We start from the raw sequence: 14,317 nt of genomic DNA, 5'->3' as shown, positions 1-14,317 counted from the left end.
GACGCCCCGGCGGGGGTCGAATGTCCGGCGGTCGGGGCGATTCATTTCCGGGCTGTCAGCGGAGCGCGGGTGCCCGGTACGGCCGCGGCCCGGGCACCGTAGACCGCTCCCTGTAGTACGCATCACACCGGCGATAACGCAGCACCGCTTGACCTGAACCAATGTTGAGGTTGGAGGGTGGTGTCAGTTATCCGGTACGGCGGAAAGGTTAGGGCGATGCGCGTTGTCGAAGCCAAGGCATTCGGAGATCCGGAAGTGCTGGCGGTGAATGAGGTGCCCGATCCGGTGGCGGGAGCCGGTGAAGTGGTGGTCGCGGTGGCCGCCGCCGACGTCATGTTCCTGGACACCATGCTGCGCAGCGGCGCCGGTCGCGACTACTTCCCGGTGCATCCGCCGTTCGTCCCCGGCGGAGCGGTGTCCGGCGTGGTGGAATCGGTGGGCCCCGGCGTCGACGCGGAATGGATCGGCCGCCGAGTCGCCACCCCCACCGCCGACAGCGGAATCGCCAGCGGCACACCGACCGGCGGCTACGCCGAGAAGGTGCTGGCCAAGGCCGACACCCTCTCGATCGTCCCGGAGGATCTGACCCTGGATCAGGCGGTGGCCCTGGTGCATGACGGTCGCACCGCGTTGGCCGTTGCCGATCGCGCCGAACTGCGCGCGGGCGAATGGGTCCTGATCACCGCTGCCGCAGGCGGATTGGGCACCCTGCTGATCCAGCTCGCCCGCACGGCGGGGGCCCGCGTCATCGCCGCGGCGCGCGGTGAGGCGAAACTCGCACTGGCGCAACGACTCGGGGCCGAAGCGGTCGTCGACTACTCCCGGCCGGACTGGGTCGATCAGGTCCGGGAAATCACCGGCGGCGTGCACGCGGTGCTCGACGGCGCGGGCGGGCGGATCGGCGGAGACAGCGTGGCGGCCCTGGTCGCCGGTGGGCGCCTGCTCGGATACGGCAATGCGGCAGGCGGATTCGCGGCTGTCGACGCCGAAGCCGCGGCGGCGCGCGATATCACGGTGCTCACCCTCTTCGATATCACCGCCGCGGGCACCGACTGGGTCGCACTGCACGACCGCGTTCAGGCCGAAGCCGCCGCGGGACGCCTCGAGGTCGTCATCGGGCAGCGCTTCGCCCTGGAGGATGCCGCCGCCGCGCACAGCACCATCGAATCCCGGGCCGCGGCGGGGCGCACCATCCTCACCGTCTGATCGCATAGCGCCGGGGCCGTCCATTCGGACCGACTGCCGGGGTCGATCGCCGCCAGAGCGCCGCGGTCGGCCCCGGCAGTCGGCGTGTCGGGGGCGTTTTCCCAGTTCCCAGGCGCGGCGGCGGGCAAGCTGGACGGCGGGCGGGGCTCGACGCGGAGGTTGCGATGGGCTACTGGACAGGGCTGATCGGTGCGGTCGCGGTGGGTGTCTGCGTGTGCTCGGCCCCGGCGGCGGCGCAGGAGCCGAAACCGCACGAGCCTCAGCCGGGCGAACATCGGCAGGTGCCCCCGCGCACGGCGATCTCACTGCGCTCGATCGTGCCGGGCATGAAGTGGGGCACCGAGAACGAAACCGAATCGCGCGGCGGGCTGTCCATCGCCAAGCTCTACCTCGCCGATTACGCGCTCCGGCACGGCGACGGTTCTCCGCAGGATAAAGAGTTGGGGGAGCGCATGATTCGCTACTCCGACGATGCCGCGGCCGACGCCATGGCGGCCAAATATCCCGGAGCCATCGACGCGGTCGCCGCCGAATACGAACTCCCCGCCACACACGGCGGCGCGGACTGGGGCATGTCCTCCACCAGCACCGCCGATATGGCCGATTTCCTGCTGGCCAAGGTCCGCAATGATCCGGACAGTCCCATCCTCGACTGGATGGAGCAGGCCAGTACGACCGCCGCCGATGGCACCAAGCAGGATTGGGGCACCTCGCGGCTGCCGCATATCAAGGGCACCAAATGGGGCTGGGCGGATACGGGCGTTCCGGAAGTCGCCTCGGCCTCCTTCGGTTCGGGCTTCACCGTCACCGCGCACACCTACGGCAGCGCCGCCGAGCAGACCGAGGATGTGCTCGCGGCCGAAGCCGGTGAACTCGGACCGCTCACCAATGTGCTGGAGACCCTCTCCGGTGTCCTCGGCCCGGTGCCGGGTTTCCTGGCACCGCTGGGCGGGACGCTCGCCCCGCTTGCCGACTTCTTCGACTCGGTTCCGGGTCTTCCCGCGGCGATGCCCGGCCTGGCTGGAATGTTGCCCGGCCAGCCCGGTCCGGCGGGCGGACCCGCACCTCAGCGGTGACCTGGCACACAGCTATTGCCATCGAATAGTTTTAGTTTCACAATCGTTGTGTGAATACAGCTATTGGGGAACTCAGCAAAGAGCGCAAGACGCTCATCCTGATCACCTGTTGCCTCAGCCTGCTGATCTCCTCCATGGACGCGACGATCGTGAACGTCGCCATCCCCACCATCCAGTCCGATCTCGGCGCACCGCTCACCCGGTTGCAGTGGATCGTCGACATCTACACCCTCACCCTGGCCAGCCTGCTCATGCTGTCCGGCGCGATGGCCGACCGCATCGGCCGCAAGCGCGTGTTCCGCATCGGGCTGCTCACCTTCGCGCTGGGCTCACTGCTGTGCAGCCTCGCGCCCACCATCGAAATCCTCATCGGCGCAAGGTTTTTGCAGGCCATCGGCGGTTCCATGCTGAATCCGGTGGCCATGTCGATCATCACCACGGTCTTCACCGGGCGCATGGAACGCGCACGCGCCGTTGGCGTCTGGGGCGCGGTGGTCGGCATCTCCACCGCCATGGGACCGCTGGTCGGCGGACTGCTCATCGATTCGCTCGGCTGGCAGTCGGTGTTCTGGATCAACCTGCCCATCGTGGCCGTCGCCCTGGTGCTCACCACGCTCTTCGTGCCCGAATCCAAGTCGAGTCAACCGCGCGGAATGGATTGGGCCGGACAGCTTTTGGCCATCGCCTTCATGTTCACCCTGGTGTTCGGGCTGATCGAGCACAAACCCGTCATCTTCGCGCTGACCGCCGCCGCGCTGGCCGGATTCCTCTGGCATGAGTCGCGGCATCCCACGCCCTTCATCGATCTGCGCTTCTTCCGCAGCGTCCCGTTCGCCTCGGCCACCATCACCGCGGTGTGCGCCTTCGCGGCACTGGGCGCGTTCCTGTTCGATATCTCGCTGTATCTGCAAGGGACACGGGAGTTCTCGGCCGTGCACACCGGTCTGCTGTACCTGCCCATGGCGATCGGCATGCTGATCTTCTCGCCCATCTCCGGGCGCATGGTCGGCCGCTATGGCACCCGGCCGTCCCTGGTCATCGCGGGCACGCTGATGGCGATCGCGTCGGTCGCGCTGACCCGGCTGGCCCCGGCCACCCCGCAGTGGCAGCTGATCATCATGTTCGCGGTGTTCGGTATCGGCTTCGGCATGGTCAACGCGCCCATCACCACCGCCGCGGTCAGCGGTATGCCGCTCGATCGCGCCGGGGCCGCCGCCGCGGTCGCCTCCACCAGCCGTCAGGTCGGCGTCAGCCTCGGTGTGGCACTGTGTGGTGCGCTCACCGGAGCGGGGCTGTGGTGGACCATTGCCGCGCTCGCGGTCACCGTGCCCATGCTCGGCGTGGCCGCGAACACCTCGTGGGCGTACCGCACCCGCGACCGCGTCGCACCCCTGCTCGAACAGAAGGTCCCCGCACATGTCTGACACGCCCACCCCCGATGAGGTCTGGCGGCAGCTGACCCACCTGGTGATGGACTCCCGGGACGGCTGGAAACGCGCCGTCGTCGAGCGAACCGGGTTGCCGTTCAGCAGGTTTCGCATCATGAAGCGGCTGCTGCCGGGACCGCTGTCGGTCAAGGAACTCGCGCACGCCGCCACCATGGACGCGCCCGCGGCGACCGTCAACGTCAATGATCTCGAGGAGCGCGGACTGGTGGTGCGCGAGGTCGATCCCGGCAATCGGCGGGTCAAACTGGTCTCGCTCACTCCGGCCGGACGCGAGCTGGTACTGGACGCGCTCGCCACGCCCGATCCCGCGCCGGCGGCGGCCGCCGCGCTCACCCCGGACGAACTGCGCACACTCGCCGAACTGCTCCGCAAGCTCGAGGAGTGACTTAACGCCGCGCGCTTCGGCCCGTATGGTGGGCCGGGTGCGCAAGCGACCTTGGAAAGCTCTGGCGGCCATTTCCGGTGCTCTGCTGATCGCGGCGGGAGGTACCGGGGCGGCGGCCGTTCCCGGACAGCATCGCCCGATGGCGGATCTGCCCGCGCTGCCGATCTTCCCGATCGCCGAACGCGTGGTGGTGCTCGATCCCGGCCACAATGGCGGCGGCGCTTCGCATACCGATGAGATCAATGCCCAGGTGCCCGACGGGCGCGGCGGTATGAAGGCTTGCAACACCACCGGCACCAATGGCAATGACGGTTACACCGAGCACGAATTCAACTTCGATGTGGCGCTGCGCATGCGGGATCTGCTCAGCCAGCGCGGGATTCGCGTGGTGATGAGCCGCGATAATGACACTGGCGTCGGACCCTGCGTCGATGAGCGCGGCACCCTCGGACAGCGGGTGAACGCGGCGGCCGTGGTCTCCATTCACGCCGATGGCGCGCCCGCCGGTGCGCACGGTTTCCACGTGGCCTATTCCTCTCCCGCGGTGAATGATTCGCAGGGCGAGCCGTCCAGCCGGTTGGCGACCACGTTGCGCGACGGACTGGTCGGGGCCGGTTTCACGCCCTCCACCTATGTCGGTTCGAACGGGATGAACCCGCGTGCGGACCTCGCGGGGCTCAATCTCGCCGAGCGCCCGGCGGCGTTGGTCGAATGCGGCAATATGCGCGATCCGGGCGATGCGGCAATTCTCGAATCCCCGGACGGGCGTGCCCGATTGGCGACGGCGCTCACCAATGCCGTCATGGCGTATCTGGGTTAGATCGTTTCCTCTTCTCGGCTAGCTCGCTCCGGTCTTTCCGCGGGCCTTCCCGGCTAGCACAGCACCCCGCGCGACTCGCGGCGCGGGGTGTGTCTGTCCTCGGCGCGCCGTGAGTACATTGGCCACGACATTTCGGCTGATTCCGGGAAACCGGACACACGGGTTCCGGGGAGGACTCTCTTGACCACGACCGAGCCTGCGCTACGCACGCGATTCGCGGCCTGGCTGCTGGAGGACGCGGGGGAGCAACACTCCCAACTACCCGGACCCATGGCCAAACGCGCGCCCAAGGAACATCAGCATTCCTGGTGGAAGGTGATGTGCCTGACCGGTGTCGACTATTTCTCGACGCTCGGTTATCAGCCCGGAATCGCGGCGCTGGCCGCGGGCGTGCTGTCGCCGCTGGCCACCCTCGTACTCGTGGCGCTGACGCTGCTGGGCGCGCTGCCGGTGTACCGGCGGGTCGCCAAGGAGAGTCCGCACGGCGGCGGATCCATCGCCATGCTTGCCAAATTCCTGCCGAACTGGTGGGGCAAACTGCTGATCCTGGTGCTGCTGGGCTTCGCGGCCACCGACTTCACCATCACCATGACGCTGTCGGCGGCCGACGGCGCGGCGCATATCGTCGAGAATCCGCTCATGCCCGATGCGCTGCACGGGCATAACGTGCTCATCACGCTGGTGCTGCTGGCATTGCTGGCGGCGGTGTTCCTCAAGGGGTTCAGCGAGGCCATCGGGATCGCCGTCGTACTCGTGGGTGTGTATCTGTCGCTGAATCTGGTTGTCGCCATTCGCGGTGTGGTGGCGGTGATCCAGCACGGGTCCATGGTCACCGACTGGGGACACGCGCTCACCGCCGAGCACGGCAGTCCGATCGCCATGATCGGCGTTGCGCTGCTGGTGTTTCCGAAGCTGGCGCTGGGCCTGTCCGGATTCGAGACCGGGGTCGCGGTCATGCCGCAGATCAAGGGCTGTCCGGAGGACACCGAGGAGCATCCGCGCGCCCGCATCCTCGGCGCGCGCAAACTGCTGACCACCGCCGCGCTCATCATGAGCGGCTTCCTCATCGTCACCAGTTTCATTACCACCGTGCTGATTCCGGAGGACGCGTTCAAGGCGGGCGGACCGGCCAACGGCCGCGCGCTGGCGTATCTCGCGCATGAGCAGCTGGGCAATACCTTCGGCACCGTCTATGACATCAGCACCATCGCCATCCTGTGGTTCGCGGGCGCGTCCGCCATGGCCGGACTGCTGAATCTGGTGCCGCGGTACCTGCCGCGCTTCGGCATGGCACCGGAGTGGGCGCGCCAGATTCGGCCGCTGGTACTGGTTTTCGCGGCGATCGCCTTCGGCATCACCTGGTATTTCGATGCCAGTGTCGATGCGCAGGGCGCGGCGTATGCGACCGGTGTGCTGGTGTTGATCACCTCCGCGGCCGTCGCGGTGACGCTGTCGGCGGCGCGGCAGGGGCAGCGGTCGCGGGTGGTGTCGTTCGGCGTGGTGTCCGCGATCTTCGTGTACACCACGATCGACAATGTCATCGAGAAGCCCGAGGGCGCGCAGCTGGCGCTGCTGTTCATCGTGGCGACGCTGGTGGTCTCGTTCGCCTCGCGCTTCCGCCGGGCCTTCGAATTGCGGGCTGTGACAGTTACTTTCGATGAGCGGGCGGCGGATTTGATCGATTTGCTGGCCGCGCGCGGTGAGGTCCGGATCGTCACGCACGATATCGATAAGCGGGAGCCGGAGGAGTACGCGGAGAAGGAAGCCGATCAGCGCCGGGAAAGCCATATTCCGGAGGATGATCCGATCCTGTTCCTCGAGGTGATCGTCAAGGACCCTTCGGAGTTCAGCACGGAACTGCTGGTCACCGATGTCGAAGTGGATCAGTACCACATCCTTTCGGTGGAGGCGGCGGCCGTGCCGAACTCCATCGCGGCGATTCTGCTGGCGATTCGCGATCGCACCGGTACGCCGCCGCACGTGTATTTCGAATGGACCGAAGGCAATCCGCTCACCAATCTGGTGCGCTTCATGTTCTTCGGTGAGGGCGAGGTGGCGCCGGTGACGCGGGAGATCCTGCGGCGCGCGGTACCGCGCCGCTCGCAGCGGCCACACGTACACGTGGACAGCTGATCCAGGCCGGTGCCCGCGCGGTACCGGCCTTTTTCATGCCCGCTCGGCTTTCGCATGCCCGATCACCGGGGTGGCTCGGTCTCCTCCTTGAAGACCCGCAATCCCTCACCGATCTTCCCGGCGGCGTGTTCGAGCTGCTCGGGGGTGAGGTACTTGCCGAACGCGGCGGCATCGAGCAGCTGCCGCCGCACCTGCTCGAGATTCATCGTCGCCCAATCGCGTCTGGACAGTTCCGGCATGGCCCGAGAGATTACCTCGAGTCGAACCTTTGTTCGATACCGAACGGTCTGCGATTTGATCTCACTGCTTCAGGCCCTCGATCCGCTGCCGCAGATGATCCAGCAACTTCTCCGGATCATCGAACTCGGCCGGGTCGACCGGGGACCCGAAATGAATCGTGACCTGCTGCGATCGATCGAACTTCGGACCGTCCCCGCGTACCCGCCGCATCGGCAGCACCCGATCGGTGCCACTCGTCCCCACCGGAATGATCGGAACCCCGGTCGCCAGCGCCAGTTTCGCCACCCCCGGCTTGTACGGCTCATCCTCCCCGGCCGCCACCAACCGCCCCTCCGGATAGATGATCAACACCCCGCCGTACCGCAGCACCTGCTCCGCCCGCTCCAGCGCACTCTGCCCCGACCCACTGTCCTTGCGCACCACCGGAATCTGCCCCAGCCGCCGTACCAGCCACCCCACCACCGGCCAGGTCCACAACTCCGCCATGGCAATCGCCACCGCGCGGCGCCGCAGCGCACCCCACAGGAACACCGCGTCCAACATGGAAATGTGATTACTGGCGATGATGACCGGCCCGGCCTTGGGCACCAGCTCCCGCCCGATCACGGTCACCCGCACGAAATTCGACCAGGCCAGCGCCCGCAGAATCCGCCGCACGAACTGGGTGACCACCCAGGCTCGCTTCCCCAGCCCCTTCGGCCGCTGCCCCGCATCCTCTTCCATCACAACCCCCGCAATCGGTGTGTCCGCGAACAGCTTCCATCCTTGTCGCCGGTCCGCGCTCGCGACACGGGGTAACTACTCAATGAATGGCGATCAGCAATCGGCGAAGTCCTGCTGGACTTTTGCCTTGTCGGTGATGCCGTTGGCGAGCAGGAGTTGGGTGAGGATGCGGGCCTTGGCGGGGTTCAGGTCCAGGGCGGAGATGGTGCCGAGTTCATCGTCATTGAGTTCGGCGTTGCGGACCACGCTGCCGGAACCGACTCGGCTGGAACGGATTACGAGGACGCCCTTGCCCGCAGCGGCGCTGAGGGCGGCTACTACGGGCTTGGCGGTATTGCCGTCGCCGACGCCCGCCAGGACTATGCCCTGCGCGCCGTGGCCGAGGGCGTCGTTCACCTGGGTGGCGTCCATGCCCGCGTGGGAGTAGACGATGGCGACCTGGGGGAGGGGGGATTTGCCCGGGACCGGGAAGGTCAGGCGCGGGTGTGCGGAGGCGGGTTCGGCGAAAGTGACCGCGGCGGCGTCGACGTGGCCGAGCGGGCCGGTATTCGGGGAGACGAAGGTCTGCACGCTGGTGGTGTTGGTTTTGGTGACATCCTTCGCGCCGTGGATGGTGTCGTTGAGGACGACCATGGTGCCGCGGTCGCGAGCATCGGCATCGGCGGCGACCTGGACGGCCGAGCGGAGATTGGCCGGGCCGTCGGCGCTCAATGCGGTGGAGGGGCGCATGGAGCCCACCAGCACCACCGGTTTGGGGCTCGCGACCACGTGATCGAGGAAGAACGCCGTCTCCTCGATGGTGTCGGTGCCGTGCGTGACCACCACGCCGTCGGCCTTATCGTCGGCGAAGATCTGATTGATCCGATTCGCCAAGGTCAGCCACACTTCGTCGTTCATATCCTGGCTGCCGATATTGGCGATCTGTTCCGCGTCCAGCTTGGCGATCTTGTCGATACCGGGCACCGCGTCGATGAGATCCTGTGCGGTCGCCTCACCGGCGGTGTAGCCGACTGCGGAGTTGGCATTGGCCTTGCCCGCGATTGTGCCGCCCGTGGCCAGAATGGTGATGCGGGGGAGCTGACCGGGAGCAGGGGTGCTCTTCGCCGTGCTCGTAGCGGTCTGCGAAGCGGCCGAGGACTGCGCGGCCGACTCGGAATCGGTCGAGCCATTCGCGCATCCCGCCACCAGCACTGCCGAACAGGCCGCCAAGCCGACCATCCCGAAAATGGATATCCGCGCCATTGTGCTCTCCTGTCGGATCGTGTCGCGATAGCGTTGCAGCACCACCGCTGTGACAACCAGATTTCGAACCTCGCGAGATAGCGTGTCGTGACAGTCGGCATTCATTTACGCATGTCACGGTATGCGCTGGATACGGATCGACCGCACTTCGACATACGGAGGTTGGACGATGAGCGTGGACAATGAGGTCGATCGCGGTACCGAGAAGAAGTATGAACGGCTCAGCCCGTTCGAACTGAAAGACGAACTCATCGATCTGGCCGATGAGAATATGCACAAGACCGCGCACGCGATGATCAACGCGGGTCGCGGCAATCCGAATTGGACCTCCGTCGTACCGCGCTCGGCGTTCTATCTGCTCGGGCGATTCGCGGTCACCGAGGCCGTCCGGGACTGGGATGAGTTTCCGGGGCTGGGCGGCATGCCGCAATCCGCTGGAATCGCGGCGCGATTCGAGCAATTCCTCACCGCCGAACCCGCGAGCGACGAGGTGGAACTGCTGCGCGGTGCGGTCGAATACGGTGTCGGCACACTGAAATTCGACGCCGACGCCTGGGTGGGGGAGTTGGCCGACGCGATCCACGGCGACCACTATCCGGTCCCGGATCGCATGCTCACGCATATCGAACAGGTGGTGCACGCGTACCTCGACCAGGCGATGGGCGGTGCGCCCGCGGGCGGCTGGGATCTGTTCGCCACCGAGGGCGGCACCGCCGCCATGTGCTATCTGTTCGACAGTTGCGTGGTCAACGGCATTCTCGCGCCCGGTGATCGGATCGCGATCATGACGCCGATCTTCACCCCGTACCTGGAAATTCCGCATCTGGAGCGGTATCAGTTCGATGTGGTCGAGGTGCAGGCGTCGAAGAACGCGCCGGACGGAATGCATACCTGGCAGTACCCGGCCTCTGAAATCGAGAAGCTCGCCGATCCCAGCGTCAAGGCGCTGTTTCTGGTGAATCCCTCGAATCCGCCCTCGGTGATGCTGGATTCGGCGACGCTGGAACGCATCAAGCAGATCGCGGCGAAGGAGAATCCGAACCTCACCATCATCACCGATGATGTGTACGGGACGTTCGTCGACGGCTTCCAATCGCTGATGTCGATCGCTGCGGCGAATACCATCGGCGTGTACTCGTTCAGCAAGTATTTCGGCTGCACCGGTTGGCGTTTGGGCGTCATCGCGGTGGCCAAGGACAATATCTTCGACCCGCGCATCGCGAATTTGCCCACCGCACAGCGGGATGCGCTGACCAAACGGTATTCCACCATCGCGCTGCAACCGGAGAAGCTGAAATTCATCGACCGCATGGTGGCGGATTCGCGGGATGTGGCGCTCAATCACACCGCCGGATTGTCCACGCCGCAACAGGTTCAGATGGCGCTGTTCTCGCTCGCGGATCTGCTCGACAAGGATGCGCGGCACAAGCAGAACTGCGAGGCGATCATCGCGCGCCGGTTGAAGACGCTCGCCGAGAGTCTCCAGGTGCCGGTGCCGCCGGATCCCAACGCGGCCAACTACTACGTCGAACTCGATCTGATGGTGTGGGTGAAACAGCATTGGAGCGCGGAGTTCGCCCAGTGGCTGCAAACCGAGCACGAACCGGTCGATCCGGTCTTCCGGCTGGCCGAACAGGGGTCGATCGTGCTGCTCAACGGCGGCGGGTTCGACGGACCGCAATGGTCGGTGCGCGTCTCGATGGCCAATCTCCGGCAGGACAGCTACGCGCAGATCGGGCAGTGGCTGCGGCAGATCATGGATGAGTACCACTCGGAGTTTCAGAACCGCACCAAGACTCGCTGATCCGGCTCGCTTCGATCGAGGACGGTTTCATGGATGCGATAAAAAGATTCCTGCAGGACACCCCCGAGGCCGCGCTATTCCTTTGCCTGGCACTGGGTTACGCGATCGGCAAGATCAGGATCTGGAAACTGTCGCTGGGCGGTGTGGCCGGAACCCTGATCGTGGCGATCTTCGTCGGCATGGCCGGGCACATCACGGTGAACGCGCAGGTGAAGAATATCGCCTTCGCGCTGTTCATCTTCACGCTCGGCTATATCTCGGGGCCGACGTTCTTCGGCAGTTTGAACCGAAAGAGCTTGAAGTACGGCACTTTCACGCTGATCGAGGTGGCGAGCGTGCTGTCGATCACCGCGGTCGCGACGGTGGTCATGAAGCTCGATCCGGGGACGGCGTCCGGGCTGCTCGCGGGTGGAGCGACCGAATCGGCGGCGGTCGGCACCGCGACGGATGCGATCTCGCGGCTCGATCGGCCCGCCGACGAGATCGCGGCCATGCAGGCGAATGTCGGTACGGCGTACTCGATTTCGTACATCTGCGGGCTAATCGTGGTGGTGTTGCTGACGAGTCAGGTGTTCCCGCTCGTCATGCGCATCAATCTGCGCGATGAGGCGGCGAAGCTGTGGAAGCAGCTCGGTGGCGGTGATGACGACTCCGATGGATCGGAAGTCGCCGCCGCGCCCGATCTCATCGGGCGGGCCTTCCAGGTGCAGCGGGTGGCTGGGCAGACCATCGCGACGGTGACCGCGGATCTCGGCGGGCATTTGACCGTGGAGCGAATGTTGCGGGGCGGCAAGGCGATCGCCGTCGCCGATGATGTCGTGCTGCGGGCCGGGGATCAGGTGCTGGTGGTGGGGCCGCGCGCGGATATGGTGCCCGCGGAGGACGCCATCGGGCCGGAGATCGTGCCCAGTTCGGATCTGGAGACCGCGCTGGAGATCGATCAGGTGGTGCTCGATCACCGGCAGACCGCCGCCACCCTCGGTGATATCGACAAACAGCTCGGCAACCGGCTGTACGTCACCGGCGTGGTCCGCGAGGACAAGGATCTGCCGCTGCATACGAGTATGGCGGTGCAGCGCGGAGATACGGTGCGGCTCACCGGGTCCAAGGCTGATCTCGCCAAAGTCGTTCCGTCGCTTGGCTATCGGTTGGATCCGAGTGTCAAGGCCGACATCATCTACATCGCGCTGGGTGTGGCGTTCGGCTTCATGATCGGCAAAATCGTTGTGCAGGTGGGGAGTATCCCGCTGACCCTCGGCACCGGTGGCGGGTGCTTGCTCACCGGTCTGCTCTTCGGGTGGTTCCGCTCCAGGAATCCCGAGATCGGCCAATACGCGCCTGCCGCAGCCGATGTCATCAAGACCCTCGGGCTCTCGGTGTTCATCGCCGTGGTCGGCTTGACCTCCGGACCGCAAGCCGTGGACCTGGTGCAGAAGTTCGGCTTCGGGCTTCCGATCGCGGGCATTCTCATGACCGCCATTCCCGCGTGCATCTCGCTCGTGGTGGCCTGGAAGTTCATGAAACTCCCTGCGCCGCTTGCGCTGGGCGCGATCACGGGTCAGCAATGCTCGACGCCCGGCATTACGGCGGTGCAGCAGGTGGCGGGCAATGCGACGCCTTTGATGTCGTACACGATCGTCTACGCGCTCTCGAATGTCGCGCTTCCACTGCTCGGACCCATAGCCGTGGCCATGACCGAAGCCATATCCTGATGCGGAAGATGGGAGGCGGCCATGACATTCACGCCTCCTCCCGCGTCCGCGGCATGGTCGCATTCCGACGCTCGTTCCGGCTTCGAGGTGGCCTACTTCGAGCGGCTCGGGAACGGGCTTCGTATCGAAGGCTGCACCACCGCAATCGAACTCGGTGAGACCTGGATCGTCGAGTACCGCATCGCCCTGGCACCCGACTGGTCCACCCGAGCGGCCCGCATCACCAGCCGGACCCGATCCGGGCAGCGATCGATAAAACTCGAAACCGACGGCACCGCGCACTGGCTCGTGAACGGTGCCCCCGCACCGCATCTCGACGGGTGCCTCGACATAGACCTCGAATCCTCCGCTATGACCAACGCTTTCCCCATCCATCGGCTGAACCTGTCCGTCGGCGCGAATTCCCCCGCCCCAGCGGCCTATATCCGTGCCACCGACCTCACGGTCGATCGCCTGGAGCAGCACTACGAGCGCATTCCGGATTCCGACGGGCACCATCGGTACGAATACGCCGCTCCCGTCTTCGATTTCACCGGCACGCTGATCTACGACGCCTCCGGGCTCGTGGTGGATTACCCCGGAATCGCGACCCGCGCAGTCTGATCCCGAATCGCTCCGCGCCTCAGAGAATTTCGCCGACCAGCGGCTACGGTGGCAGGAGCGATATTCGCTGTATCGCGCTGTCCCCGCACGTGTGTCCTCGTCCGAGACCAGGGAGTAGCCATGACCAAACTAGCCCTCGTAACCGGAGCCACCTCGGGTATCGGCCGGGCATTCGCCCGCCGCCTGGCCGGTGACGGCTATTCCGTCATCGCGGTAGGCAGGCGCACCGATCGCCTCGAGGAACTCGCATCCGAATTTCCCGACGGCGTAATCCGCCCCCTCGCCGCCGACCTCTCCACCATCGAAGGCATCGACGCGGTCGCCGAAGCCGCCACGGAACCCCTCGACCTGCTGGTCAACAACGCGGGCGTGGCCTACTACATGCCCCTCGCCGATCTTCCCGCCGACAAGGCCCGCGAACTGGTCACCGTCAAAGTCCTGGCCCCCACCCTGATCACCCGCGCGGCGGTCGGCGGCATGCAGCAGCGCGGCACCGGGGCGATCATCAACGTCGCAGGCATGATCGCCTTCAGCGGCCCCGCCCCCACCACGGTCATGCCCCGCCGCGCCGTCTACGCGGGCACCCTCGCCCACCTCGTCGCCATGTCCCAAACCCTCAGCGCCGAACTGGAAAACACCGGCGTCAAAGTCCTGGTCCTCTGCCCAGGCGCAGTCGCCACCGAATTCCACGAACGCCAGGGCCTCGACCTGAGCGCCGTACCGCGCATGTCCGCCGACGACGTAGTCACCGCGGGCCTCCGCGGCTTGGAAATCGGCGAAATCGTCTGCGCCCCCGGCGTCGAAGACCCCACCCTCCTCCCCAAGGTCTTCGAAGCCGACCTCGCCGCCTTCAACAGCCAAAGCCCCACCCTCGCCACCCGCTACCGCGTCGACTGACCCGACGGTCGTGGACGCGCTGGAAGTA

The 14,317-nt window shown here is 66.1% G+C and carries 13 protein-coding genes; 10 read left to right on the top strand and 3 right to left on the bottom strand.

Annotated features, from left to right (window positions below; all coding sequences use genetic code 11):
* Positions 1-216: 216 nt before the first annotated feature.
* From ACFC4D_RS34455 to ACFC4D_RS34430, 6 genes are all read left to right on the top strand, one after another.
* Complete coding sequence (locus ACFC4D_RS34455; protein WP_376069477.1) at positions 217-1,206, top strand: zinc-binding dehydrogenase; 990 nt, start codon at positions 217-219, stop codon at positions 1,204-1,206.
* A 164-nt stretch (positions 1,207-1,370) separates the two neighbouring features.
* Entirely contained in the window at positions 1,371-2,282 is a 912-nt protein-coding gene (locus ACFC4D_RS34450) for a hypothetical protein (protein WP_376069474.1), read from the top strand.
* 50 nt (positions 2,283-2,332) lie between these two features.
* On the top strand, positions 2,333-3,706 hold the full coding sequence (locus tag ACFC4D_RS34445) for an MFS transporter (RefSeq protein WP_376069471.1): 1,374 nt from the start codon (positions 2,333-2,335) through the stop codon (positions 3,704-3,706).
* Positions 3,699-4,115, top strand: a complete 417-nt coding sequence (locus ACFC4D_RS34440; RefSeq protein ID WP_364638365.1) for a MarR family transcriptional regulator — start codon at positions 3,699-3,701, stop codon at positions 4,113-4,115. Before ACFC4D_RS34445 ends, ACFC4D_RS34440 begins: the two co-directional genes overlap by 8 nt.
* A gap of 139 nt (positions 4,116-4,254) precedes the next feature.
* Positions 4,255-4,935: an N-acetylmuramoyl-L-alanine amidase gene (locus ACFC4D_RS34435; RefSeq protein ID WP_376069788.1), complete on the top strand. Its 681-nt coding sequence runs from the start codon at positions 4,255-4,257 to the stop codon at positions 4,933-4,935.
* Between the two features lie 180 nt (positions 4,936-5,115).
* Positions 5,116-7,068 (top strand): amino acid transporter, encoded by a 1,953-nt coding sequence (locus ACFC4D_RS34430; protein ID WP_375968406.1) that lies wholly within the window; start codon positions 5,116-5,118, stop codon positions 7,066-7,068.
* Between the two features lie 62 nt (positions 7,069-7,130).
* On the opposite strand, the gene ACFC4D_RS34425 is transcribed toward ACFC4D_RS34430, so the two are convergent.
* The 3 genes from ACFC4D_RS34425 to ACFC4D_RS34415 all read right to left on the bottom strand — a co-directional run bounded on the left by ACFC4D_RS34425 (position 7,131) and on the right by ACFC4D_RS34415 (position 9,273).
* Entirely contained in the window at positions 7,131-7,307 is a 177-nt protein-coding gene (locus ACFC4D_RS34425) for a DUF6374 family protein (protein WP_375968405.1), read from the bottom strand.
* Between the two features lie 61 nt (positions 7,308-7,368).
* Positions 7,369-8,031: a lysophospholipid acyltransferase family protein gene (locus ACFC4D_RS34420; protein WP_376069468.1), complete on the bottom strand. Its 663-nt coding sequence runs from the start codon at positions 8,029-8,031 to the stop codon at positions 7,369-7,371.
* 93 nt (positions 8,032-8,124) lie between these two features.
* Complete coding sequence (locus ACFC4D_RS34415; protein ID WP_376069465.1) at positions 8,125-9,273, bottom strand: asparaginase; 1,149 nt, start codon at positions 9,271-9,273, stop codon at positions 8,125-8,127.
* Between the two features lie 169 nt (positions 9,274-9,442).
* On the opposite strand from ACFC4D_RS34415, the gene ACFC4D_RS34410 reads away from it, so the two are divergent.
* The 4 genes from ACFC4D_RS34410 (at position 9,443) to ACFC4D_RS34395 (ending at position 14,289) form a co-directional block, all read left to right on the top strand.
* Positions 9,443-11,077 carry a bifunctional aspartate transaminase/aspartate 4-decarboxylase gene (locus tag ACFC4D_RS34410; protein WP_376069463.1) on the top strand — a complete coding sequence of 545 codons (1,635 nt, stop codon included), beginning with the start codon at positions 9,443-9,445 and terminating at the stop codon, positions 11,075-11,077.
* 29 nt (positions 11,078-11,106) lie between these two features.
* The gene (gene aspT / locus ACFC4D_RS34405) at positions 11,107-12,789 is read left to right on the top strand and encodes an aspartate-alanine antiporter (RefSeq protein WP_376069461.1); all 1,683 of its coding nucleotides are present in this window, start codon (positions 11,107-11,109) and stop codon (positions 12,787-12,789) included.
* A 21-nt stretch (positions 12,790-12,810) separates the two neighbouring features.
* Positions 12,811-13,392 carry a putative glycolipid-binding domain-containing protein gene (locus tag ACFC4D_RS34400; RefSeq protein WP_376069459.1) on the top strand — a complete coding sequence of 194 codons (582 nt, stop codon included), beginning with the start codon at positions 12,811-12,813 and terminating at the stop codon, positions 13,390-13,392.
* A 120-nt stretch (positions 13,393-13,512) separates the two neighbouring features.
* Positions 13,513-14,289 (top strand): SDR family NAD(P)-dependent oxidoreductase, encoded by a 777-nt coding sequence (locus tag ACFC4D_RS34395; RefSeq protein WP_376069457.1) that lies wholly within the window; start codon positions 13,513-13,515, stop codon positions 14,287-14,289.
* The last annotated feature ends 28 nt before the right edge of the window (positions 14,290-14,317 follow it).

Source organism: Nocardia sp. NPDC056000, assembly GCF_042269265.1.
In the GTDB taxonomy this organism is placed as follows: domain Bacteria; phylum Actinomycetota; class Actinomycetes; order Mycobacteriales; family Mycobacteriaceae; genus Nocardia.
Note: the sequence above shows the minus strand (reverse complement) of the source record. Positions and strands in the feature narration are given on the sequence as shown.